The 25,470-nt window shown below is 34.1% G+C and carries 20 protein-coding genes; 5 read left to right on the top strand and 15 right to left on the bottom strand.

The features are described from left to right. Positions 1–14 precede the first annotated feature (14 nt). The 5 genes from Q0977_RS09630 (at position 15) to Q0977_RS09650 (ending at position 5,140) form a co-directional block, all read left to right on the top strand. On the top strand, positions 15–1,118 hold the full coding sequence (locus tag Q0977_RS09630; protein WP_119414717.1) for an ABC transporter ATP-binding protein: 1,104 nt from the start codon (positions 15–17) through the stop codon (positions 1,116–1,118). Then, positions 1,111–1,932 carry an ABC transporter permease gene (locus Q0977_RS09635; RefSeq protein ID WP_119414716.1) on the top strand — a complete coding sequence of 274 codons (822 nt, stop codon included), beginning with the start codon at positions 1,111–1,113 and terminating at the stop codon, positions 1,930–1,932. Before Q0977_RS09630 ends, Q0977_RS09635 begins: the two co-directional genes overlap by 8 nt. Then, the gene (locus Q0977_RS09640) at positions 1,916–2,710 is read left to right on the top strand and encodes an ABC transporter permease (RefSeq protein ID WP_119414715.1); all 795 of its coding nucleotides are present in this window, start codon (positions 1,916–1,918) and stop codon (positions 2,708–2,710) included. The genes Q0977_RS09635 and Q0977_RS09640 overlap by 17 nt, the downstream gene beginning before the upstream one ends. After that, the gene (locus Q0977_RS09645) at positions 2,707–3,780 is read left to right on the top strand and encodes a PotD/PotF family extracellular solute-binding protein (RefSeq protein WP_119414714.1); all 1,074 of its coding nucleotides are present in this window, start codon (positions 2,707–2,709) and stop codon (positions 3,778–3,780) included. The genes Q0977_RS09640 and Q0977_RS09645 overlap by 4 nt, the downstream gene beginning before the upstream one ends. A 190-nt stretch (positions 3,781–3,970) precedes the next feature. Continuing rightward, a complete protein-coding gene (locus Q0977_RS09650; RefSeq protein WP_124217603.1) occupies positions 3,971–5,140 on the top strand; it encodes an MFS transporter in 1,170 nt (389 codons plus the stop codon). A gap of 47 nt (positions 5,141–5,187) precedes the next feature. Here Q0977_RS09650 and Q0977_RS09655 read toward each other — a convergent pair whose 3' ends face one another. The 15 genes from Q0977_RS09655 to Q0977_RS09725 all read right to left on the bottom strand — a co-directional run bounded on the left by Q0977_RS09655 (position 5,188) and on the right by Q0977_RS09725 (position 25,467). Beyond that, positions 5,188–7,782: a VWA domain-containing protein gene (locus tag Q0977_RS09655; RefSeq protein ID WP_299513140.1), complete on the bottom strand. Its 2,595-nt coding sequence runs from the start codon at positions 7,780–7,782 to the stop codon at positions 5,188–5,190. Continuing rightward, the gene (locus Q0977_RS09660) at positions 7,766–9,526 is read right to left on the bottom strand and encodes a BatA and WFA domain-containing protein (protein ID WP_124217601.1); all 1,761 of its coding nucleotides are present in this window, start codon (positions 9,524–9,526) and stop codon (positions 7,766–7,768) included. The genes Q0977_RS09655 and Q0977_RS09660 overlap by 17 nt, the downstream gene beginning before the upstream one ends. Positions 9,527–9,536: 10 nt before the next feature. Next, positions 9,537–10,415 (bottom strand): DUF58 domain-containing protein, encoded by an 879-nt coding sequence (locus tag Q0977_RS09665; RefSeq protein ID WP_124217600.1) that lies wholly within the window; start codon positions 10,413–10,415, stop codon positions 9,537–9,539. Then, positions 10,412–11,407 carry a MoxR family ATPase gene (locus tag Q0977_RS09670; protein WP_299513145.1) on the bottom strand — a complete coding sequence of 332 codons (996 nt, stop codon included), beginning with the start codon at positions 11,405–11,407 and terminating at the stop codon, positions 10,412–10,414. The genes Q0977_RS09665 and Q0977_RS09670 overlap by 4 nt, the downstream gene beginning before the upstream one ends. Positions 11,408–11,420: 13 nt before the next feature. Next, entirely contained in the window at positions 11,421–12,851 is a 1,431-nt protein-coding gene (locus Q0977_RS09675; RefSeq protein ID WP_124217598.1) for a hypothetical protein, read from the bottom strand. Positions 12,852–12,862: 11 nt separating this feature from the next. Next, positions 12,863–13,708 (bottom strand): ABC transporter permease, encoded by an 846-nt coding sequence (locus tag Q0977_RS09680; protein ID WP_299513148.1) that lies wholly within the window; start codon positions 13,706–13,708, stop codon positions 12,863–12,865. Then, entirely contained in the window at positions 13,705–14,640 is a 936-nt protein-coding gene (locus tag Q0977_RS09685; protein WP_299513152.1) for an ABC transporter ATP-binding protein, read from the bottom strand. The genes Q0977_RS09680 and Q0977_RS09685 overlap by 4 nt, the downstream gene beginning before the upstream one ends. Beyond that, positions 14,637–17,009, bottom strand: a complete 2,373-nt coding sequence (locus tag Q0977_RS09690) for a hypothetical protein (RefSeq protein WP_124217596.1) — start codon at positions 17,007–17,009, stop codon at positions 14,637–14,639. The genes Q0977_RS09685 and Q0977_RS09690 overlap by 4 nt, the downstream gene beginning before the upstream one ends. A 146-nt stretch (positions 17,010–17,155) precedes the next feature. Then, positions 17,156–18,280 (bottom strand): N-acetyldiaminopimelate deacetylase, encoded by a 1,125-nt coding sequence (locus tag Q0977_RS09695; protein ID WP_119414705.1) that lies wholly within the window; start codon positions 18,278–18,280, stop codon positions 17,156–17,158. A 14-nt stretch (positions 18,281–18,294) separates the two neighbouring features. Beyond that, positions 18,295–19,008 (bottom strand): 2,3,4,5-tetrahydropyridine-2,6-dicarboxylate N-acetyltransferase, encoded by a 714-nt coding sequence (dapD, locus tag Q0977_RS09700; RefSeq protein ID WP_119414704.1) that lies wholly within the window; start codon positions 19,006–19,008, stop codon positions 18,295–18,297. 62 nt (positions 19,009–19,070) lie between these two features. Continuing rightward, on the bottom strand, positions 19,071–19,967 hold the full coding sequence (locus Q0977_RS09705) for a LysR family transcriptional regulator (protein ID WP_119414703.1): 897 nt from the start codon (positions 19,965–19,967) through the stop codon (positions 19,071–19,073). Positions 19,968–20,094: 127 nt separating this feature from the next. Continuing rightward, positions 20,095–20,538 carry a cyclic-di-AMP-binding protein CbpB gene (gene cbpB / locus Q0977_RS09710; protein ID WP_119414702.1) on the bottom strand — a complete coding sequence of 148 codons (444 nt, stop codon included), beginning with the start codon at positions 20,536–20,538 and terminating at the stop codon, positions 20,095–20,097. Positions 20,539–20,683: 145 nt separating this feature from the next. Continuing rightward, positions 20,684–20,920, bottom strand: a complete 237-nt coding sequence (locus Q0977_RS09715; protein ID WP_119414701.1) for a short-chain dehydrogenase — start codon at positions 20,918–20,920, stop codon at positions 20,684–20,686. A 200-nt stretch (positions 20,921–21,120) separates the two neighbouring features. Beyond that, a complete protein-coding gene (locus tag Q0977_RS09720) occupies positions 21,121–23,118 on the bottom strand; it encodes a GGDEF domain-containing phosphodiesterase (protein ID WP_299513160.1) in 1,998 nt (665 codons plus the stop codon). 237 nt (positions 23,119–23,355) lie between these two features. Beyond that, a complete protein-coding gene (locus Q0977_RS09725; protein ID WP_299513163.1) occupies positions 23,356–25,467 on the bottom strand; it encodes an RNA degradosome polyphosphate kinase in 2,112 nt (703 codons plus the stop codon). Between the last annotated feature and the right edge of the window lie 3 nt (positions 25,468–25,470).

A 25,470-nucleotide genomic window follows, 5' to 3' on the forward strand; every position in this document is an offset into this window, starting at 1 on the left:
TTGGAGGACAGTAAATGACAGAAAACACTATTATTCGCTTTGATAATGTTTCAAAATCATATAGCGATGGCACGATTGTATTAAAAGATATTAGCTTTGAAATGGAACGTGGTAAGTTTTATACCCTACTAGGTCCATCAGGCTGTGGTAAAACAACTATTTTACGTCTTATCGCTGGCTTTATGGAACCAACAAACGGGACTATTTATTTTAATGGTAAAAAAATTAATAATGTTCCTGCAAATGAACGACAAGTTAACACTGTATTCCAAGACTATGCACTGTTTCCTCATTTAAATGTCTTCGAAAATGTTGCATTTGGTTTACGTATTAAAAAAGTAAGCGAAGCAGAAATTATTAAAAGAGTGGAAGAAGCTTTAAAGTTTGTTAACTTAGCTGGTTATAGTCAAAGAGAAATATCGGAAATGTCAGGTGGTCAACGTCAACGTGTTGCGATTGCAAGAGCGATAGTAAATGATCCAGAAATCATTCTACTAGATGAACCTCTTTCCGCACTTGATTTAAAACTACGTACAGAAATGCAATACGAACTTCGTGAATTACAACAACGTTTAGGAAAAACTTTTGTTTTTGTAACACATGACCAAGAAGAAGCACTTGCAATGTCAGATGAGATTTTCGTATTAAATGAAGGACTTATCCAACAAAGTGGCTCCCCTGTTGATATTTATGATGAACCAATTAACCGCTTTGTAGCTGATTTCATTGGTGAATCCAATATTGTTCCAGGGATTATGGTAAAAGACTTCGAAGTTACGTTTACGGGTAAAACTTTTGAGTGTGTTGACCAAGGGCTGAATCCAAATGAAAAGGTAGATATCGTCATCCGCCCAGAAGATTTAGAAATAACTGATGTTGAGCATGGAAAACTAGTTGTTAAAGTAGATACTCAGCTTTTCCGTGGCGTACATTATGAACTTTCAACTTATGACCAAGATGGCAACGAATGGCTTGTACACTCATTGAAAAAAGCAGATGTTGGTGCAAAAATCGGCTTAGACTTTGACCCAGAAGCTATTCATGTAATGCGTTTAAATGAATCTGAAGAAGATTTCGATAAACGATTAGAATCCTATGGAGAAGATGAAAATGCGTAAGAAAGGGAATTTACTTTCACTAATCCCCTATTATATTTGGATTCTATTATTTGTAATTGCACCAATTCTTTTAGTCGCATATTATTCCCTATTAGATTTACATGGTCATTTTACGATAGAAAACTATAAAAATTTCTTTACTAGTGTTTATTTGAAAATGACATTAAGTTCTTTCTGGTATGCGTTTTTAATTACTTTATTTTCATTGTTGGTATCTTATCCAGCAGCATATTTCATCACAAAATTGAAGCATAAACAGCTTTGGCTTATTTTAATCATTATTCCTTCATGGATTAATCTACTTTTAAAAACATATGCATTCATAGGTATTTTTGGTAATAAAGGACCTATTAACGCTTTTGTACAAGCTATTGGCTTACCAAAACAACAAATTCTATTTACAGATATTGCATTTGTATTTGTAGCTGTTTATATCTTTATACCATTTATGATACTACCTATTTTCAATGCACTCGATAAGTTAAATCCTGCATTAATCGATGCTTCACGTGATTTGGGTGCTTCTAAATTTACTACTTTACGTAGAGTTGTGATACCGTTGACGATGAATGGTATTAAATCAGGGATTCAAGCCGTATTTATCCCTTCCCTATCTCTATTTATGATTACACGCTTAATAGCAGGGAACAGAGTGATTACGCTTGGTACTGCTATTGAGGAACAATTTTTAGTGACTCAAAACTGGGGAATGGGTTCCACAATTGCTGTATTTTTAATTATCTTCATGTTGATCATCATGCTCTTTACTGGTGAAAAACGGAAAGGAGCGGTACGTAATGGAAAAACTAAGTAAAAAATCTAAACTCTACTTAGCATTCGTCTTTGTTGTTCTTTACGCACCTATTCTTTTCCTAGTATTTTATTCTTTCAATAGTGGAGATTCAATGACGAACTTTAAATCATTCACATTAAGTCACTATAAAGATGTGTTCAATGATTCAAGATTGATAGTAATATTGATCAATACGGTTGTCGTAGCCTTACTTTCGGCCTTGATATCAACAATTATAGGTACACTTGGTTCAATCGGTATCATCGCTATTCGCAATCGCAAACTACGAAATATGGTTTTATCATTAAATAATATTCTTATTGTTAGCCCAGATGTTATTATCGGTGCATCATTTTTAATATTATTTACGATGGTTGGCGTTAAATTAGGGTTTACTTCCGTTTTACTTTCCCATGCAGCGTTTAGTATTCCGATTGTGGTCTTAATGGTATTACCAAAATTGCAAGAAATGAATTCATCATTGATTGATGCCGCATTGGATTTAGGGGCAAGCCGTCGTGATGTTTTAACACGTGTCATCTTGCCATATATCAAACCTGGTATTTTTGCAGGATTCTTTATGGCCTTAACTTATTCTTTAGATGACTTTGCTGTTACATTCTTTGTTACGGGAAATGGTTTTAGCACTCTTTCTGTTGAAATCTATTCAATGGCTCGTGCTGGAGTATCTTTAACCGTTAACGCTATATCAGGAATCGTATTCTTTGTAACATTGATCCTTGTATTAGGTTATTACTTTATCTCAAATCACCAATCTAGAACGGGGGCTCAAAAATGAAAGCATTAGTACGAGCTACCATCGGTATTCTACTTGTTAGTGGTGTTCTTATGTATATTGCGCATGCAATGGATACTACTTCAGGTAAATCCGGAAAAAATATTTTAACGGTCTATAACTGGGGAGAATATATCGATCCAGCATTACTTAAGAAATTTGAAAAAGAAACAGGTATTCATGTTGTATATGAAACCTTTGATTCAAATGAAGCAATGATGACAAAAATCGAACAAGGTGGAACGAACTATGATATCGCTGTTCCATCTGAGTATACGATTGAACAAATGAAAGAGCGTCATTTATTAAAAAAAATCGATCATAGTAAAGTTCCAAATTTAAAGAATATAGAACCCGATTTCTTAAACCTAGATTTTGATAAAGATAATCAGTATTCTATTCCTTATTTCTGGGGAACAGTAGGAATTGTTTATAATACAAAAATGATTAAGAACCATAACTTTGAAAGCTGGGACGAACTTTGGGATCCTTCTTTAAAAGGTAAAGTTATTTTGGTCGATAGTGCTCGGGAAGTTATGGGTGTTGGTTTAAATAGTATGGGTAAATCTCTTAACTCAACCGATAGCCATGAATTACAGGCTGCTACTAATAAACTGATTAAAATGGCACCTAATGTAAAAGCAGTTATTGGAGATGAAGTTACTCAGTTAATGATTAACGGTGATGCTGAAGTAGCCTTAACATGGTCTGGGCAAGCTGCAGATATGATGTACGAAAATGAAGACTTGACCTACAGTGTTCCTAAAGAAGGATCTAATTTATGGTTTGATAATATGGTTATTCCAAAAACGTCAAAAAACATTGACGGAGCACATAAATTTATCAACTTCATGTTAGATCCTAAAGTTGCTGCACAAAATGCAGACTATGTCGGTTACTCTACTCCGAACAGAGCGGCATTAAAGTTACTCGATCCCGAAGTTGTCAATGATGAACGCTACTACCCTCCTAAAGAAGTTCGTAACAAGCTTCATGTATATAAAAACTTAGGAAAACAAAAAATCGGTGAGTACAATGAACAATTTTTGAAATTCAAAATGTCCATTCGGTAAGATTTAAAAAATATAAGTTATCTAAGTATATGAGAAAGGGAAATTGCATGACGCAATTTCCCTTTTCTGCATATATGTATAACTTTTTTAATCTAATTTTATTGAATGACATATACACAACCGTTATAATGAAAAATAGTTTTAACATATATTTAGCATCACGAAATAAATAAGGAGATATTATACTATTATGAACAAAAGCAACAAATTTGCACTCCTATTATTAATGTTCAATATGTTTATAACGATGAGCGCTATTGGCTTAATCATTCCAATCATGCCTAACTTTCTTAAGGAATTTGGCGCAACGGCAAAAGTATTAGGATATTTAATCTCCATTATTGCTTTTGCTCAATTTATTTTTTCGCCAATTGCAGGAAGTCTTTCTGATCGCATTGGAAGAAAAAAATTAATCATCTTTGGTTTACTTCTTAATGGCTCTTGCCAAATTCTATTTGGATTAGCTACAGATTTATGGGAATTGTTCATATTACGATTTCTAATAGGGGTAGGTTCTGCTTTCATAACTCCTCCTATAATGGCATTCGCTGCTGATATTACTACCTTAGAACAACGTGGTAAAGCCATGGGGATGATTGGTGCAGCTATTTCTTTTGGTTTTATGATTGGACCAGGAATTGGTGGCGCATTATCTAATGTAAGTTTGCACTTTCCTTTCTTTGTAGCAGGTGCAGCCGCTATTATCTCTGGTATTTTATCATTACTCTTTTTACCCAAAACTGCACCAGTTATTGTTGAAGCACCAGCTGGCAATAATATCGTAAAAGAAATGATTCGCTCGGTTAAAACACCTTATTTTATATTGTTAGTGGTTGTTTTTGTTTTCTCATTTGGTATTGCTAATTTCCAAGCAACATTATCTATGTTTTTAACCTATAAATTTCACTACACTCCAAATGATATTGCTATCTTAATGACGGTTGGTGGGTTCGTTGGGGTAATTGTCCAAGGCCTTTTACTTGGACGTCTATTCAAACGATTTGGTGAGATGAATATTATTTTGATCAGTTTAGTTGTAGCGGCTATTTCTATGCTCGGTATGATTTTCGTTAGTGGTTTCTTTATTATTTTATTTGTTGCAACCACATTCCAAACAGCGACTACTCTAATCCGACCAGCGGTAAATACGCTTATTTCAAAAGTAGCTGGGCAGGAACAAGGTTATGCTGCAGGGATGAACAATGCTTATATGAGTCTTGGTAATATGATTGGACCAGCATTAGCAGGAACCCTGTTAGATTGGCATATGAATATTCCTTTTATCTTAGGGACTGTTATATTAATAGTGTGCTTCGGAATCACTTATATTTGGAACAAAAAATCATTTTCAATTCAATAATCTTAAAATTAAGCGGCACCCTCTGATCGCGAGATGTGCCGCTTTTATTATTTTCTTTTTTTCTTTAATAAAGATTCAACATCTAATCGCTTGTCTTCAATTTGTTTTTCTGTTTTTGTAGAGTTTTCCCTTATCAATACTCCTCTAATAGTCTTCCAACCAAAACGTCTTAAAGTAATATCAACAAAGAACAAGACCATAGCTATTAACACAAACCAAATTGTTATGTTTTGTTGTTCAAAACTACTTTTAGGCAAATTGCGAAATGCCTCTTTTGGTTTTTCTAACATTTTCCCACCAGTAGATTTAGCTATTTGTTGTAGTAGTTCAGAGTTTGGCTGTTGCAGCTGATATTCTTTGTTATATGGTATAGTAATACCCGCTTTAAATGTACCATTGTCTTCGTTTGAAACACTAAAGTAAACAAGCCCTGGCTTATGGTCAATATAAACCTTTGTTTTTCCTGGTGCAATTGTTTCTTCTGTTATTTCTACATCTTTTCCATCATCATCTACTACTGATATATCCATAAAAGCACTCTTTTGGGCTACGTCAGTGATTAAATAAGAACCATCCGTTTGTTGAGAAATGGAGTATGGTACTTCGTCAAATGAAGGAAGAATTTCAGAAACCGCTAAATTCCAGAATTGTGACCATTTGTTCCAACGTGCCCAATCACCTGCCCATTTTCCAGATGTATCTGATGTGTAGGCAATAGATTTTCCAAGACCATAATTCCATTGTGTAATAACTGGATCGTCTTTTTCGCTTTTCGCAATGACTTTCGCAGTTTGCTTTGCTGTAGTTGCAATATATGCATTCATCTGTGGAACGCCATCATTAAATAATGTATCCCATGGAGTTACAGAAGATATAATTGGATAAAATGGATGATCTTCAATATATGTTCTTGTCATCATTGATGTTTCACGCGCTAAAATGGAGGGAATCGTTTCCTCATCCCTTACATCATAAAAACGTCCATTTCCAAAACGCGAGAGTTCTTCTAATAATTTACGATCAGCATCATCACCAATTGCAACAGTCGACATAGTAATATTAGATTTTTTACCTTCTGCAGTCAGCACTTCATACGAAGCATTTGTTGAGGATTGCCCATCTGTTAGTAAGATAATATGCTTTCTCTGTAGCTTTAATGGCTTTAATTGTTCATATGCCATTTGCAGCGATTGGTATATTTCTGTTCCACCCTCTGGATTAACAGCTAAAATGTCTTTAATCGCTTGCTTTTTGTTTTTCAAAGGAGCTGTATCAATAATGCTCCACGGCTGACTATCAAATGCGATAAATCCGAATGTATCACTTTTTCTTAGTAATTCTACAGATCTTGCTGAGGCTTCCTTCGCCAGTTCAATTTTGTTTCCTGACATACTTCCTGAACGGTCCATGACGATGACTAGCCCTAAAGAAGGTAATTGTTCCTTCCCCTTCACTTCCATTTCTACAGGTAATAGTTTCTCAATTGGCGTTTTAAAATATCCACCTAGCCCAAAACTATTATCTCCCCCTACCATCATAAAACCGACACCAAAGTTTTTAACGGATTGTTCAATCAGCCTCATTTTCGCTTCTCCTACTTCATGACCAGGGACATTATCAAAAATAATCGCTTCGTATTGCAAGTATGAAGTTTGGCTAGAAGGTAATTCAGAAGCTGCAATATTCTTAATCGTTAGCTCTTTTCTTCCTATTATTTTTGCCAAAGTAGTAGATTGATTGTTTCCGTGCACTAGTAAAACACGTGGGGTACCTTTTACATTTGTGATGCTCATCCATTTATTATTTTCGATAAATGTATCATTTTTCACTTTAAGTATAGCTTCATATTTTAATAAGCCTTGTTTATTAGCAATATGTTTAACTGTGATCGTATTTTTCCCTACGTCTAATGAAACATTTTTCTTTGCAATCGTTTCATCATTTAATGTGATTACTAACTCTCCATCTGTTGGTTCAGTTGTTTCTATTTGAACTTGCAGTGGTTGTTCTTCACCTTCATAAGCTATGTTTGGTGTTTGGAGATCCGTGATGGCTGTATCTGTCACTTGATTGTTTGCAAGTTGGACTGTATCGATTTGTATATTATTATTCTTGAAATAATTTAATTGATTTTCTACATTTCCATTTGTCTCTAAACCATCAGAAAGCAATACAAGTCGTGATGCTTTATTTTTCGGTAACAGATTCGTGACCAATTGTAGTGCACTTGCTATATTTGTTTCGCTTGTATCAGATAAATCTTGCCATTTTGGTAATTGAATCGCTACGTTTGTAATACCAACATCTGTTTGAATCCCCTTTGCAAAGCTATAAACACCTACATTTTGCTTATCTTTTCTAGTCTTTAAACTCTCTTCAATCCAAGAAGCTACATTCTTATCTGTTCCCTTCATCGATGCAGAGCGATCGACTAAAAAAACTACTTGTTGTTGTCGAATAGGGAGCGAGAGATATGGGCTAGTAGCTGCAAATAGTAAACAAAAAATCGCAATAAATCGTAAGAAAAAGATGAACCAGTGTTCACGTGTTTGTAACGTTTTTGTCTTCAAAATCCAAATCATATATAAGACAAGGGGAATGACTAATAATAGCCAAATTGGTTGGTCAATTCGTAAATCCATATCTACGCTGCACCTCCCATTCCACTATTAGTAAAGCAAGTATCATAATGATAAGAATTGTACTAAAGATTGAATTGTCTTTATTGATAGTATTTTGTTTTGACAGCTCACCATACTGGAAACTCGTACCTTCAGACAAAGTCTTTTCTTGTTGCTCCAGTGCAACTACAAAATAAAGGGGGTCGCTATCGGTTTTAACATAATATAATCCAGGTTTTGATGGCGCTACAAAGCTACCACCATCCGCTATACTCTTGATATATTCGTTATTTGGAGTATAAATATCTATGCCTTTTTTACTTTCTGGTAAGGAAACAACTCTTTTTTCTCCGGGTTTAAAGGTCCCGAGTTGACTGTTATGGGCAGTCAGTTTTTCCTTTGCACTCCATAAGAAAAGAGGAAATGAAGGATGTAATGCCCAATCTGTCATCTGCAAATCCATTAATACAACAATATGACCATTTTCTGTTTGCTGTATTAATGGAGTATCTCCAACCGTTACTAAAGTTTTTGCATTCCGTACTTTTGGATAAACTTTTTCTACATAGATATCCTCAATTGATGCATATGAAAATAGTTTTGGATCAATTATTTTTACTTCACCGTCAACTTTTAGAGCTTTCTTATCATCTCTTCCAATTAATAATATTGGATTCTTTGATTGATGCAGTAGATCTGTATGATTTGTTACTAATATACTTTTACTCTGTATACTTTCCAATTGATTTGAAGAAATGGTACTTGCTGATGAATCAATCGATTGAAATGCTTTTGAAATTAACTGATGCAAAGATTGGTCGACAAATATTTGAGAACTATCAGTTGCTAATAACGTACTCATTGATTGGTCTGCAGCATATTCATCATTTGCCGTTAATCTAGCTGTTAAAGCATCTGTGCTCTTTAAATTATCCAATCTTACTTTTGTAATATGATTTGCTTTTAAATTGATGGTCTTTCTAGCAATCTCTTCTTGATTTGCATTATATATTTTCAAAGTAGTTTGTTGACTTTTTTGGTTTTGGTTTTCTATTTGAGCAATAGCCTCAATACCCTCTGCTGATTGAATTGCACCGAACCTTTGCAGTGAAATGTTTTGATGCTTTTTTTCAGATCCTTGAACAATCCATTTTATATTTTTCGTCCGCTTTGGTAATTGTTTTGGTTCAATAGCATCTGTAAAAATGTAAACTGCCGTTGATTTTTTTCCTATTATGCTTTGTAAAAAGTCCATCGTATTTGGCCAATCTTCATGACTATATGTAACTTGTAATTGTTGGATTGCTCTTTCAATCCTTGCTCTATTCTTTTCATCTTGTAATACTATTTTAGGTTCTGCCCCTACAGTTACAATTGTTACTGCTTTACCACCTAGTTTTTTTGATAGTGCTAGCATTTCGTTCTTATGCTTTTCAAAAATAGTTTCGTTTTCTTCCTTCGCTAGCATGGTCGAAGATGTATCCACTACCCAAATAATTTGTTCACCTGAGATGTTTTTTGTTTTTATATAGGGTTGTAGTAATACGAACATCATAAGAAGTAATGCGAACAATTGCAGATAAAATAGTGCATTTTGTTGTAGATGCTGTAAATAAGGGGATACTTTCGTTTCTTTCATAATTTCTCGCCAAAAAAGTGTGGATGAAACAGATTGCTGAATGTATTTTTTACGAAAGAAATAATAGATTATGACAATTAGTGGCATAATCATTGTCCATAAAAATGATAAATTTAAAAATCCCAATTACATCACCTCACCCAATCCAATGTACCTTTAACAATTGTTGGAATAATATATGCTGGATTCCATCATTCGTGTTAACTGGCAAAAAAGAAATTCCATATTGCTGGCATAACGCTATCAATTGACTTTGATGACGCTCACGCAGTTGTTGATATGAATTGAACACTGTTTGAGACATCGAAACATTTAAGGATTCTTTTGTTTCCATATCTAGAAGTTCTACATCCCCAGTATAAGCTGGGGCAATTTCTTGAGTAGTTTGTATTTGTAAAAAACGTATATCTCCAGCAACCTTTGGCGTTTGTTTCAAAAAAGTTCGCCACTTTTCAATAGGTTCTAATCCATCTGAAATAATTATTAATACTGTTAAATCTTTTGGAATGACTTTCATCGCATGATCAGTAAAATCACCAGCTATAGTAGGCTCCTCAAGCTGAGCTACTATTTGTTCAAATGCTTTTTGAAAGCTTGCGCCTTTTCTTCTAAAAGGAGGGACATTTTTTTCACTAACAAAACTAAATGATAAATGGTCGTCTTGGTTTAGTACCATGGCACCAAGTGCTACTGTTAATTGTTTTGCGACCATCCATTTAACTTCTTGGGACATCGACTTTGTAGTGTCTAAAAGAATATGAACACGCATTTCTTGTTCATCCAAAAATCTTTTAATATAATATTTTTCAGTTCGTGCATAGACATTCCAATCAATCTGGCGTACATCGTCACCGGAGTGGTACTCTCTAAAATCTGAAAACTCTAATGATGAACCAAAGCGTTGTGAGCGGTGAGAACCTTTATATTGACCACGTATTTTAGAATGACTTTGTAAACAATACCTGCGTATCTTACTACTCCATTCTGGAGGTAATATTGTATTTTTTATGTTCATACTTTTTGTCCTTGTTGTAATGCTTCGAGAAGTTGGTCAACTATATCATCAACTTTTAGTCCTGAAGCCTCACCCTCATAATTTAATAGTAAGCGATGACGAAGAGCAGGTTTAACGACCGTTTTTATATCTGCAATTGAAACATGGAATCTTCCATTCATCAGAGCTCTTGATTTTGCTAATTTAATAATACTTTGTAAACCACGAGGACCACTTCCATACTCCACGTATTGCCGTACTATTTCTGGTGCATCTTCTTGATCCGGATGCGTAGCAACAACTAAGTCAGCAGCGTATTCCAACATATCATCAGCAATAATGACTTCTTTGACCATTTTTTGAATCTCTATTAGTTGGTTTGTTGATAATTTCTTTTCAAGCACAGTTTTGTTAACACCTGTCGTTCTTTTCATAATTTCTATCAATTCTTTTTTGGTTGGAGTAGCAACTTGAATCTTACATAGAAAACGGTCCATTTGTGCTTCCGGAAGTGGGTATGTTCCCTCCATTTCTATTGGATTTTGAGTGGCTAGAACGAAAAAAGGCTTTGACATTTGTTTCGTGTCACCTAGAACTGTCACTGTTTTTTCACCCATCGCTTCTAGCAAAGCACTTTGCGTTTTTGGGGTTGCACGGTTTATTTCATCTGCAAGTACCATTTGGCTAAAAATTGGACCTTCTTTAAATTTAAATTGAGATGTTCCATCAGGCATTCTTTCTATAATGCTTGTACCTGTAATATCTGCTGGCATCAAATCAGGTGTAAATTGAATCCTCGTAAAAGATAAATCTAAAACCTCAGAAATTGTACGAATAAGCATTGTCTTTCCTAATCCTGGAAGGCCTTCTAACAGTGCATGACCATCTGCTAATATTGCGTATAGCGTGAAGTCGATTGTTTCATCTTGCCCAACTATATATCGTCCAATTTCTCTTCTCACTTGCTCTAACTGTTTACTTGTTTGTTCGTATTGCTCTGCAGTGTATGTCATTATATTCCCCCTACTATTTCTCAACGGTTGAAAAGTATTGTTGAACAATTTGATGCAACTCTCCTGGAAGTTGCAAACGTTCAGTTGTTTGCATATAAGAATCTTTATAATTGCCTACCACTTCTTTGTATGAGCGGACAGATCCTCTTGAAATTTTCGCATTATTACTTTCTTGTATAGATTGAGGGCTTCCTCCATTTAACTTTCCACTATCAATCGTTGTTTTTCCTTTTTCCCCCATGCGTTTTGGAATAGCTATTAAATCCCTATTCCCTTTACCTATACCTGCACCAACACCGCTAGAACCAATGCCAGTGCCTTTACCTTGATTTCCGTTGCCACTTCCATTACTATTTCCACTGCTGCTACCACTGTTACTGTTAGTGCCATTATTAGTACTTCCATTGTTACTACTACTTTGTTGACCGTTTGATTGTGTTTGGCTATTTTGGTTACCAGATCGTAAAGGTGACTGATTTTGATCACCGCTTTGATTACTACTTGTTGTGTTATTGGTGGCATTTGATGGTGAAGATGAATTTTGACTTTGTGCCAGAGATGAATTTGATTGTGCTGACTGATTCAATGCAAGTTGTAAGCTTGGACTGATTGATGTTCCAGATTGACTTAATACTTTTTGGGTTTGTAAAACTTTTTTTGAAAGTGTTGTAGTTGTTTTCCTTAAATCTTTTAACTGTTCTAATTCCTCTTTTGATAATCCTTTTCCATTAGAAACTTTCTTTTCCTCAAGTTTTTGTTTTTTTAGTGCTAGCTCTTTTTGCTTTTTCACTAGTGCTTGTAATGTTTCTTCAGTCGTTTTTGACTTTTTTAAATCCTTTTGAAGTTTCTCAATTGCATTCTTTGTTTCTTTTGAGTGTGCTTTTTTCTTTATTTCACTAATATCCTTTTTCACCTTTGCTATCATGATTTTTTCTTCTTTAAAAGTCTTTGCAAGTTGCTGTGATGCAGAAGGAAAGAGGGACAATATTGCAATCCCAAAAATAATGGCCGTACTAGAAATGATTAACTTAAAATCCCATAAATTTTTTTGCCTTTTCTTATATTCAGATATTGCACTTGTTGTTTTTTTCTCTGTCCGTTTTATTAACTCTTGTGCTAAAGGTGTATTTACATCCTCTATCGAATACACTGTACGCAGTAAGTTGTCTGGAAAATATTCATCCAGAACATCTAATGATTGCTTTTTTGATGGTCGTTTGCACCATAAATAGAAAGCTGCTATAAAAAATGTTATAACAGCTACCCCCATTGCAATCTCTTGATAAAAAGGAAGGACAAAAAAGCGAGATAGAAGCAAAATTAGAAATGCCAATAATAAGGTATAGACAATCACTTGCTGACTATTTTTCAAAAAATACTCAAACAGCATACTATATCGAGCCTTTTGAACAGCATTAGCTATTTGACTACTACGTTTGCTCATTTACACACTCCCTATTTTTTCTTTTTCATATTTACACGAAGCTTTTTCAATGCAATCCATAAACAAAGACTAGTAATCAAAGTATAAAAAATCAGATATCCAGCCCAAACTGGAAAATGAATTTTTGTTAACTCATAAAGGGAATCTGACATTTCTGGAGTGATTAATGTCATCATTAAAGCGATTGGGTTAATCATTGCCCAAAAATGTGTCAAAGGTGCTGGACTCATCTGCGAAGGTGGAGTGTTTTGCACCATGCTCATACCAATCATAAAGAAAAATGCCGTAATTCCCGTCAAAAATAACATTGCTCCATATGTCGTAATCATTGAAATAATCGTTTTACGAATTAGCGTCGAAAACATAATGCCAATACTCGCAATCGTTATCATAGTTACGATTAAATAAGCGAAAATGATTAATAATTGTCCTGGCGAAATACCACCAAAAAGAAAAACTAAACTATAAAGTGGTAACCCAGCTATTAAAAGCAAAAACAGAAATACTATAGATGAGCTCACTTTCCCAAAAATAATTTGGAACGAGCTTTGAGATGTTGTTAGTAAAATATTCAAAGTTTGTTTCTCACGTTCTGAACTAATAGCTCCTGCTGTTAAACCGGGTGTGATAAATAAGATTAACGCAAGTTGTACATATGTTAACATGCCAAACAAAATAACACTTTGTTCAGGGTTGATGAATCCACTGCCAGTAAAATTCGTAGAAATAAAGATAAACCCAAAAACAAAGATACTTAAAACTAAAAGGTAAAATAAGATTCCTGCAAAACTTTTAAACGAACGAAAACGAAGCTTTAACTCTTTTATTAGGACTGGATTATTAAATGTGGATTTCATACCCTTTCCACCTCCTCTGTAATTGCCATAAAGACATCTTCTAAATCTTTTTCCTCCTCACCAAAAGAAAGAATCGGTAATTCATGTTCAACCATCTTCCTTAACAATTTCATTTGATCTTCATCTGTACCATTAAAGCGGAAATTCACCTTGTAATCTATAATTTCAATAGAAGAGACAAACGGGATCTCCTCGAAGTATTGTTTCGCCATTTTCATGTCATATCCAGCTTTGTATTTCACTGAAATATATTTTTCACCCATAAGTTGTGCTTGAATTTCAGCTACAGAACCATGTGCAATTAGCTTACCTTGTTCAATTACTCCAATTTCATCACACATTTCAGCAAGTTCTGGAAGTATATGAGAAGATATCAAAATAGTCTTCCCCATGTCTTTCAACTGTTTTAAAATATCACGCATTTCCACTCGAGCTCTTGGATCTAGTCCCGATGCAGGTTCATCTAATATTAAAACTTTCGGGTCATGGATTAACGTTCGAGCGAGACATAAACGTTGTTTCATCCCTCTAGATAACACATCTACATATTCATAACGCTTATGTGACAGATTTACTAACTCTAATAATTGAGGGATCAATTTTTCCCTTTGTTTAGCAGGAATACCATAGCTAGAACCAAAGAAATCTAAATACTCTTCTGCCTTTAATTGATCATAAACACCAAAAAAGTCTGGCATATAACCAATTAGCTTGCGAATCTCTTCTGGATTTTGCATTATATTAATACCATCAATAGTCACTTCTCCATCTGTAGGTTGTAATAATGTAGACAATATTGAAAATGTTGTGGATTTACCTGCTCCATTTGCACCGACAAATCCAAAAACTATCCCTTCTTTTATAGTGAGATTGAGCTCATTTAAGGCGTAAAATGAGCCATACTTTTTGGTTAATCCTTTTATTTCTATCATTGTTTAACCTCCCCTTTTAATTGAAGAGTAGGAATGTTTGTATGTTGATCATCAGACATTTTCCTATCAAGTTTAAATTTGATAAGACCCTCATCCGAAATATAATCTTTAACATTTTTTGTAATTGTGAACCTACCATCATTAATAGCTTCAAAACTTGAAGTTTTTACGTTTAAAATCTGGAGTTGTACATTTTTGGGATCTGTATTAGCTAGCTGTAATTCTGTCCATTTGAATTTTTTATCTTGCAGCATTTCTGGAATCACCCAATCGAAATCATAGGTACCTTCCTCAATGTACCAAGATGAACTGTTTTCAGGTCTATCGGCCATAGCTGAATTAGAAGTAGGAATGATATCGTAAGTCATAGAATTAGCTGGTAATACAAACTCACCTGTTAAATTTGTTTTTGGGTTAAAACTTTGAACGAGCAAATTGACATTTGACATGTCTGCTTTACTGTCTTTTAAAGAAATCGGCGTAATAGCATCATCTACCCATCCTACGAGTGCAGGTTGCTCTTTTCCTACGATTAAGTCATAAGCAGCATTTTTTAACATTTCCTTACGTCCATTCATGATATCTTCTTGATTTTTCACTTGATTAGGATAATTTGAGTAAATTGGCATTGCAGGCAATAAAAGAGCTCCATTAAACGTTTGGGTAATCTTCAGCGTTTGCTCTGGTTTGATGGAACCTAACTTCAACCACTGGCTTCCATACCATATTGATAAATCTTTTACAGTATAGGGTAAATTGTTTTTTACAGTTCCTTTGATCGCACTGTCTTCTACTTCAATATCAATATCAAAACTACCTACATTTCTCATTTGCATCTCCCCAGCAATTGTTGAAACAGACCAATAGCGATTATTAAGTACTGTAATTTTATTTTCCTTTTGATAATGTTCTAAAATTCCTTGTTTGTGAATTGTTCCTCCATTATTAAAATTACGTATCAATGTTGACGTACTATTTGTTGGCGTTGTAAATGTGAAATCACCACTGCTATTCGTTAATAACGAATTCATATAATAGCCATTCAAGCTATCGTCTCCATCAATCTTATATACAGCTGATTGTTGGATTTGTGGCTTTGATAATCGATCCTTTGCTCCATATCCAAATACTAAAATAGAAATGAACAATGAAAGTGCAGGAATAATCCACCAAGCATATTCTCGTTTGTCTTTCCTTTTCAAGAGAAAATACAATAATGGTCCAACAACGATAATATAAATCGCAATAATGATAATTAACAGTAAGGTTGATACTTGAAATGTCGGGAACATTTCATTCACAGAAGTATTCCCCTCTGTAAAGTTTGCAAATTGGTAATTTGCATTAATATTACTAATTGCATTGAAAGGAATAATTCTTTGCAATAATTCTCCATAATTTTTTTCTGTAGAAAGTGGCTCATCACCCAATGAAAAAGCTGTTTGAATAATTTGCCCATCTCCTAGACCACTTTTTGCAGCTAAAATATGATTATTTAGTTCCAGAATAGTTTTTACTTCTGCGTCTGCTTTTTTTGCTTTATAGGAAACTATCTCATTAGAAAGCTTAACATCTTTAAACTTTTTCTGAATATCTTTAGACTGTGTTTTAACTGTTTCATCGCTTAAGAATAACGGTAAAAAATCTTTGAATATTCCGATTTCCCCATCTAAATTGTCAGATGCACCAATTAGCAATGTTCCACCTAATTTTACCCACTCTAACAAGGATTGTTGTTCTTCTTCCTTCAAAGAAGAAATTGAATATTCGTCGACAACAACTATATTTGCCATTGACCAGCCCTTTGCAGTTGTAGGTATTATATCTTGTTTCAATCCACCGAGATGAATAATTTCCGTAGAATCAGTTGAGGAAGTCGATGAAAGTGCAGATAAACGGTCAGTGCTATTCGTAAAAGTTAAGATGAAATTATTACTTCTATCATAAACTCGAGGGTTAATCTCCTCGTCGCCGGTAAAACGTATTTCTTTTCCTGTTTTCCAATTACCCTCATATATATGAATCATTTGATTTTTACCTAAATTATTTGAATATTGGTTTGAAAAATAATCTAGCATAATTTTAATAGACTTCGTTTCATTTGATCCGATTTCTAAGGGTGTAACGATTCCCATTCCACCACTATATACATGTTCATTGTCAATGACAATCTCACCTGAAAATGCATCCCCCTTATTTGTTATAGTCAACAATACAGGAAGACCTTTTGTTTCTTTCGCCTTATTGTCTAATCCTGAATGCACTTTAACAGTCAGATTGGATTTTGCCGATACATCTAATGAGAAGGTTGATAAAATATTTATAAATAAGACCACACATGTAAAAAGTATCAACAATCTCTGCTTCATATTAAACGCCTCCTTTTCTTCTCTCTGATACTAATACGAAATTTCATTATATTAGGTTCCATTTTTGGCACATTCGATAATAAATTACATTTTTCTACAAAATAAAAGAGCTGAAGGTCATCCTTCAGCTCTTACTATTTTAAATTTTATATACCATAATATCGTAAAAAACGTTCAACAAATCGTACATTTACTTCGATCAAATCTTCATCAGGTTGAATGGAAGCATGATGTAATCCATATTCTGTATTGGCACCGCCCCAGAACATGGCACCTGGAATATCTTTTAAGAAGAAACCAAAATCTTCACCAGTCATTGCAGGTGGACATTCATAAGGTACGACTCCTTCAGTTTCTTCAGCGCATGCTAATAGAGCTTTAGCACATTGTTCTTGGTTATATACTTGATAATACGAAGAGCCATAGTCAATTTCTACTTTACATTCGAAAGCAATTTCAGTTGCTTTACATAACGCTTCTATTCTCTTCTTAATAAGCGACATTGAGTCTGCGGACATTGTACGAATTGTGCCCTCTAATCTTGCATTTTCTGCGATTACATTTTGGACATATCCTGAAGTCATTTTGCCAATTGTAATAACTCCACTATCTAGCGGGTTTAAGTTACGACTAACAATCGTTTGGAGTTGCAACATTAAATTTGCGGCTGCAACCGACATATCCTTTGTATGGTGAGGATATGCAGCATGACCACCAACTCCTTGAAGATTGATGAATAATTCAGATGTATTTGCAAAAAGCATTCCTGGACGTGTAGCAACCGTACCAACTGGATATTCTGGTGCAATATGCATTGCAAAAATATAGTTAGGAACTAAATCTGGACGTTCTTTCTGCATCCACTCTAGCATTGGTTTTGCCCCACCTGGTCCCTCTTCTGCTGGTTGAAAATAGATGATAATCGTATTTTCTGGTTGTTCTTTCGAAAAGGCTTCTACTAATCCAAGTGCAATTGTCATATGAAAATCATGACCACATGCATGCATAAAACCAGGATGCTCAGATTCATACGGTAATCCGGTATTTTCTTTAATAGGCAATGCATCGATATCCGTACGCCAACCTATTTTAAGTTGTGGATTTTTCCCCGTAATTGTAACAATGATACCTGTTTTCCATGTATCAATCTTAAAATATGGCTTCCACAATTGTTCAATTATATTGAGCAAATATCTATGTGTCTTTTTTTCTTGAAAGCCTATTTCCGGAATTCTATGTAAATCCCTTCTGATTTCCAATAAAGACTTCATCGTAACAACCCCTCTTATAATTGACGAAGATCTTGCATAATTTCTGTTTTAGATTTTGTTTTTTCATCGATTTCTTTAATAACTTTTGCAGGTGCACCTACTACTACAGTATATGGAGGGACGTCTTTTGTCACAATCGCACCAGCTGCAACAACAGCACCTTCTCCAATTCTGCAGCCTTCTAATACAACTGCATTGGCACCAATCATTACATTGTCTTCTACTATTACTGGATCTGCACTAGGTGGCTCAATCACACCTGCAAGTACAGCACCTGCCCCAATGTGACAATCTTTACCTACTGTAGCACGACCGCCTAATACTGCATTCATATCAATCATTGAACGATCACCAATTTCAGCACCGATATTAATGACGCTTCCCATCATAATAACAACATTATTACCAATCGTTACTTGGTCACGAATAATTGCACCTGGTTCAATACGTGCATTAATTCCCTTTAAATCTAAAGTTGGTACAGCAGAATTGCGGCGATCATTTTCAACTACATAATCTTCAATAATATTCTTATTTGCTTCTAAAGTTTGTTGTACTTCAGCCCATTCACCAAATACTACAATAGAATTGCCTTCACCAAAAACCTTACTATTTTCTCCAAATGCTAAAGATGAAACATTCTCACCCTTTATATAGACTTTTACAGGTGTTGCTTTTTTAGCATTTGCTAAATACGAAATAATTTCTTGCGCGTTTAATTTTTGCATTCGACAATTCCCCCTATAAATTTGAAAATATGCCCTTATTGTACACGAAAAGCAAGAATATTTCATTTATTTTTTGAATAATCATACAAACATTCTGCATGTTTTTTCACAAGCTCTACAAATGCTGCTACTTGTCTAAGTTCAAATGAAGACTCATAACCAATTAGCCATGTGTCACGGGTTAACTCAAATTCTTCTTCATTATTTGTTAATGGTATCTTATTGACCTCTTCTTTTCCGCTTAATGTAATGGATGGTAAAATAGCGTACCCTATTCCATTCAGCGCCATTTGTTTACAAGTTTCAATTTGATCTACAGTGATTTGGTGACGAGGATTGGACGGAAAATGTCTTTGCCACCATTGTTGAATTTCTTGATAATAATTCGAATCACTCTTAAATTGGATAAAGGGTCTTTCTGTCTTATATACATCCTCTATCGAATTTATTTCCGTATCTACTAAATATAATGTATCTCGAAAAAGATGCTGTTTGGCACCTTTCCAATCTGTGTGGCCACGTACAATCCCAACATGTGCTTCTCCATCGTAAAGTGATTTTACAATTTCTGAACTCCATCCAGTTATAAGAGATATTTTGGCATCTGGATATTGTGTCACAAAATCCTTTAATACTTTTGGTAACCACGTATGGCCAACAATAGATGCACAAGCGATTTTCAATGTACCATGCACCTTTGAATTTAATGATTGAATGTTTTCATAAATTTCTTCTTTTTTTGTAATTATTTCAATAGCGTATTGAATAACTAGTTCACCGGCTGGTGTTGGTGTCAATCCTTTTTGTGAACGTATAAAAAGTTGAGCACTCCAATCTTTTTCAATGGATTGTAAACGTTGGGATAAGGCTGGCTGGGACAAGAATAATCGTTCAGCAGCTTTTCGCATATTCCCTTCTTCAGAAAGCACTTTGATGATCTGAGCTTCTGTTGTTGTCATTCAAAGAACCTCCTTTTCATAAAACCAGTTATACTTATCTTCATACAGATTTGATGAATTTTCAATCCAAATATCTTAAAAGCAAAAAGAAAAGGCCCTGATAAGGACCTTTTCTTAATTTTCATATTTAATTATTTACTTGATAAATATGTTTTTTTAATTGCTTTAAAATTACACGTCTCGTCATAATACCTACGAATTTTCCTTCATCATCAATTACACATAAGAACGCATGGTTAATAACAAGATCTAAAGCCTTTTGGAATTTATCATGAATATTTAATGTCGCCACTTTCGTGTCCATAATGTCATTTACTTTTATTTCGTTTAGTTTTTCAAATTCGATATGATCGAGCCCTAATATAGATTCTGTAATCATGCGTATACTAAGTAAACCATGTAGACGGTATTGTGCATCAAGTACTGGGATGGATGAGTACCCTGTTTTGGTCAGTACAAGCAATGCGTGTTCTGCACTATTTCCTAATTGGACATGCGCAACTTTTTCAGAAGAAATGATTAAATCTGCTATAGGTGTTTCAAGGAAATCTTTACTAGTCATAGAAATCATAGTATTCTACTCCTTCACTTGTTCAAAATCGAACAAAACTACAATTTCATCTTACCATATAGTATTCAAAGATTTCCAATACTGTACGTGAAAGCATTTACATTTTTCGTATTTCTAAAAAATTGCCATGCTATGAGCGCAATTTTTATCTATAGAGCAGAATATAATATATAATGACAATCCCCATAAAAATACCAGAAATAATATAACACCAAATAATGGGGTTTAACATTGTTGGGTTATTTTCTACAGTTTCCGAATACGATTCATCATAAGGTCCACTTTGTGCTCCTTGATTTTTTGCAATTTTTAACGTCCATATAAAAGAAATCGCACTAATCAGTATCACAACAAATATTAATGGCCAAGTCCATACGCCCATAGAAAACCTTCTCTCTTTTTTAGTGCTTATTATTCCACTTTATATTCCACTTTATTCATGAAAAATATTGTATTATTGCACATTTAAAAACTATCAAAGTTTTTCCTCCAAATAATCAAGGTGAGTTAATACAATAAAAAAAATAAAGACGGCTAAAGCCATTTCATTAGCTTTAAATCGTCTTTAAATTCATATATAAGTTAGGATAACGGTATGTTTTTCATCAATTGATCGATTGGAACTGGTTTACTAAATAAAAAGCCTTGTGCCTTTTTGCATTGTTGATCCTTTAAGAATCCAACATGTTCTTCTTTTTCCACACCTTCTGCAATGACATCTAACCCAAGACTATGTGCCAAGTGAATAATTGTCTTGGCTATTGCTCTATCTTTTTCATCATTATCCATATCTCTTATAAACGATTGATCAATTTTAATAATGTCTATTGGATATCTTTTTATGTAACTTAACGAAGAGTAGCCTGTACCAAAGTCATCAATTGAAATAATAAGCCCCATGCTTTTTAGCTGCTTTAATATGATCATAGTATCTTCGGCATCTGTCATCGAGCTTTCGGTAATTTCAAGCTCCAACATTTTAGGATTAACATCATATTCACTTAAATATTGGAAAATTTTAGAAGATAACTTAGCTTCTCTGAATTGTTTAGGTGAAATATTGACAGCTATTCTTATATTGGAAATGCCACAAAGTTTCCATTCTTTTAACTGTTTACAAGCTTGTTCTATTACCCAATCACCAATTTCAATTATGAGACCCGAGTCTTCGGCTATCGGTATAAACTGTCCAGGAGAAACAAATCCAAATTTTGGATTTTTCCACCGAAGTAATGCCTCACAACTTGTAATTTTACCAGTTTCCAATTCAATTTGCGGCTGGTAATATACTTCTAGCTCTTGTTTCTCAATTGCTCTACGTAAATGTGCTTCCATGAGGGCCGTATTTCGAAATTGCTCTTCCATATCACTATGGTAAAAATCAAATCCTGAGCGCAATTTTTCTTTTACGTAGAGTTGTGCTTGGTTTGATTTTCTTATTAGTTCATCAACATTTCCTCCATCATTTGGAAAAGTCGCAATACCTATAGATGCTGATATAGATAATTCTAAGTCCTCTACTATAAACTGCTCCTTTAAAATATTAATGATTTGGATTGCATAAGATTTTATCTCTTCTTTCGTAGCGTTTTGAATAACAAAAATAAAATTATCACCGTTTAATCTATATAAATATCTAGACTCACTAGTTAATCTAGAGATACGATTGACCACTTCACATAAAATAGCATCTCCAATAGCAGATCCATACGTCTCATTAATCTTCTTAAAACGTTCCAGATCAATGGACATGATTGCTACTTTATTTTTTCTTTGCTTAGCTGTTTCTACAAAATCTTGAAAATGCTTGGTTAGTGCTTTCTTATTCCATACCCCAGTTAATTGGTCATGATAAGTTAGATACGTAACACATGAATTTTCCAAGCTATAAGGTGTGATATCTCGTAATATTAACAATATTTTGCTTACTTGTTGTTGTTCGATTATCGGAATACTCTTAGCGAATATATTTAATGTTTTCCCATCGATTGTTTTAAAACCACATTCCGCTAGTTCAATTGGCTTTTGCAACTTTACCGTATTTTTAATGAACTTTTGCACAGTTTCTTTTGAAAATACCGAGATGAATTCATAAAAGGACTTACCATTTATGTTAGAACTTTTGTAACCAAATTTTCCGTTCGCTATATGATTAGCATCGATAATAGTACCATTAGCCTCAATCGTAATAATTGGATCTAAATTATGTTCAAACAATACAGAAGGTGAGGCTTGTTTTGTATTATTTAAGGCACAAAAATAGTAAGAATTTTTTTCTTCATGAACTACTAATAATGTGATTTTATAATTTTCTCCAAGTTGTTTTGTTACGATATTGCTTTGTGTATTTTCTAGCAATGTCTTTAATGGTAACCAAATATCTTTTGGTAAATAATCCTTTGCAATTTGATGTTCTTTTTGAAGATTTCCAAACTGCTTTTTACATCTATCATTCACAAAAACAACAGAATATGTATCTGCCATGCGATGAATTACGAAACTAAATGCATTTGTATCTAACTCACTATAATAATTAGCCATATTATGCAAAGTCGTAAGGTCTAAAGTTGTCCCTTTCATGTCATGCCTCCAATGAAAACATAAACTATATTCCTATGATAATCGATTTCAATGAGAATTCATATAAAAATTAGACTTATTTTTTAATCTTTTAATATAAATAACCTAAAAAGCACTCGCTGATTTTAGGTATTAAGACCTTATTTATAATAATTATAACTTAGAACCCACTAAAACAGATCTTCTTATTAATAAAGGCTAACTAGAAATCATGCCAATAGGTAGACGCCACTAGCTCTATTCCTCATCAACTAACCCATGGAAAGCCTCTTTCAAGAAAATCTCTTGGCTATTAATCCTAGCATCAGATTTTTTCTTTTCCTTATATCGATATACGCCATCTGCCCCTTGTACACGAGCTTTTACATTATCCTCTAATTCAGTTTCTAATATCTTCATAATACGTTTTTTTATCTCTGTATCAAAAATCGGAAATAGAATCTCAACACGTTTAATCATGTTCCTTGTCATCATATCAGCAGAGGATAGATATAAACGATTTTCTCCATTATGATGGAACCAGTAAATTCGCGAATGTTCCAAAAATCTACCAACTATACTGATGACCGTAATATTTTCACTAATGCCCGGTATTCCTGGTCTTAAACAACAAATGCCACGAATAACCAACTCAATACGGACGCCGGCAATTGAAGCTTCATACAATTTCATGATTAACTCTTTATCGGTTAAAGAATTCATCTTCGCGCGAATATGTCCTTTGCCAAACTTTTTATGGCATAAAATCTCTTCATCTATTAACTTGATAAACTCACTTCTAATATCGAATGGAGATACAACAAGATGATGGAAATTTGGTTTTTCTGTATACCCACTTAAATAGTTAAAGAAGTTCGTTGCGTCAATACCAATTTTTTTATTTGTGGTGATAATCCCCATATCCGTATAGACTTTTGCCGTTGCATCATTATAATTTCCCGTTCCTAAATGGACAAATCGTTCAATCCTACCTTGGCGTTTTCGAACGACTAGCGTAATTTTAGAATGAGTTTTTAAATTATGCATCCCGTAAATCACTAAACAACCTGCTTGTTCTAATTCTTTCGCCCAATGTACATTATTTTCTTCATCAAATCTTGCTTTCAGCTCAACTAAAACAGTCACTTGTTTACCATTTTCAGCTGCTTGCTTCAAGGCTTGGATAACAGGTGAGTTTCCACTCACTCTATATAAAGTTTGTTTAATCGCAAGAACTGTTGGGTCAACAGAAGCTTCTGTTACAAAGTCGACAATTGGCGCAAATGACTCATATGGATGATGGAAAAACAAATCTTGTGTCAATGCCTTTTCAAATAGATTCTCGTCGGATTGCAAATCTAATGGCGCTTGTGGGATAAAGCTCTCATACTCTAAATACTCTCTTCCTTCACTGATTGCCTTACAAAAAGAGAATAAGAATGTTAAATCTAAAGGGCAATCTACACTATAAACATCTGCTTCCCAATCTTCTAAAACTTTCAACAAATATTGTAAAACATCTTGATTCATCTCGCCTGAACGGACTTCGATTCGGCTAACAGCCCCCCATTTTCTCTTTTTTAACTCTTTTTCAATTTCAACAAGAAGGTCCCGTGCCCCTTCTTCATGAATTGTTAAATCTGCATTTCTTGTCAACCGAAAAGACTGAACAGATTTCACTTTATATCCCAAAAATAGTTTATCGATATTTGAAATAATTACATCTTCTAATAGAACTCCACGAATTTCATCTTTGGCAGTAGGAAGCTGGATAAAGCGTTCTAATACAGATGGTACTTGTACGACTGCTATTTTTTCTCGAAATTCAGGTTCAGCTCCTTCATGCTCTAACTGCACGATTAGATTCATCGTTTTACTTAGTAATGTCGGAAAAGGTCGATATGCATCTACTGCTACAGGTGTTAATACAGGAAAGATAATCTCTTCAAAGTATTCATTCAAAAACAATTCTTGTTCTTTATTTAGTTTCTCTTTTTTCTGTAAGTATACTTTTTCTTTAGGAAGTTGCTTTAATACCAAATCTTTATATACTTCTGTTTGACGAGCAACTAATGCTTGTGTACGTTCTAAAATTAGAGCCAATTGTTCTTTAGGTGTAAGCCCTGACTTATTTTCTGATTTATGAAAACCAGCTCTAACTTGATCTTGCAATCCAGCTACTCTAACCATAAAGAATTCATCTAAATTAGAACTAAAAATAGCTAAAAATTTTAATCGCTCTAATAATGGATTATTTGTATCCTCTGCTTCTTGAAGAACTCGCTCATTGAACGCCAGCCAGCTAAGCTCACGGTTATTATAATATTGTGGTTTTGCAATTTCTGTATAATCTATTTTTGTAGCTTCCATACC

It is taken from the genome of uncultured Rummeliibacillus sp. (assembly GCF_934216135.1).
Lineage (GTDB): Bacteria > Bacillota > Bacilli > Bacillales_A > Planococcaceae > Rummeliibacillus.